The sequence below is a fragment of the Haloferax sp. Atlit-6N genome (assembly GCF_003383195.1).
Taxonomy (GTDB): Archaea; Halobacteriota; Halobacteria; order Halobacteriales; family Haloferacaceae; genus Haloferax; species Haloferax gibbonsii.
On record NZ_QEQJ01000020.1, the window covers coordinates 1 to 1,050 of the forward strand.

Below are 1,050 nucleotides of genomic sequence, written 5' to 3' on the forward strand. Positions count from 1 at the left end.
TCCCGGCTTTCAAGTTTGGACGATAGAACGTCAGCGTTAGAGTCTGAAGTTGAGGGTCATTCTCAAGCGTTGGAGACGCTGAACGAACGTACGATACGTCTCCGCGAGATGATCGACGAGTAGGTGTTCGCCACTCACTTATTTCTCGACCTTGACGACCGTTGCGAGAGACAGCTTTGACACCAACCGGACGACAAAAAAGCAAATGCTGTTGCTTGCCTTGTTGAAACTACCGAGAACTTCGTGAACCCATCGTGAAATGCGTCGTTGATAAAATCAAATGTGCCACAACCATCCGTTCTAGTTTAACGAAGAATCCAGTTGCTGTCTGTTGATTTGATATCGTCGCAACTACCTGATTGAGGAACCCGGTGGGAAGTATGACCTACAGCCCACCGGATTCGGTCATAGTTGACCGGATTCAAAGAGCGTTTCCCTCCGATGAGTTGCGCGAGCGCGCTCGCGCAACGAATCTCGTCGAACGAGCGCAAGTTCGACATCGTTGCACTGTTCTACACACTCTCGTTTGGCTTCGCTGCTGGCTCAGACCGCTCTCTCCAAGCATTTCTCGAACGCTACGTCGAGATGGCTGACTGTGACGAACTCTCCTACGCATCGTTCCACGACTGGTTCGAACCAGGATTCGTTGCACTCCTTCGAGAGATTCTCGATGACGCAATCGAGAATCTCGATACCGGACGAGAAGATTTGAACGGCCGTCTCGAACGCTTTCGAGACGTCCTCATTGCTGACGCAACCATCGTTTCGCTGTACCAGGACGCCGCTGATATCTACACAGCAACCGGCGACCATCAAGCCGAACTGAAACTTCACCTCACCGAATCTCTCTCGACTGGGCTCCCGACACGATTCCGGACAACCGATGGGACGACTCATGAACGGAGTCAGCTACCCACCGGCGAGTGGGTAGCTGACGCCCTCATCTTGCTTGATTTAGGCTTCTACGACTTCTGGTTGTTCGACCGAATCGACCAGAATGGCGGCTGGTTCGTCTCCCGAGTGAAGGACAACGCGAACTTCGAGATCATC

At 52.5% G+C, this 1,050-nt stretch carries 1 pseudogene; it reads left to right on the forward strand.

The annotated features are described in order from the left end of the window. Positions 1-371: 371 nt before the first annotated feature. A pseudogene (locus DEQ92_RS20870) lies at positions 372-1,050 on the forward strand (IS4-like element ISHvo11 family transposase); the annotation flags it as partial.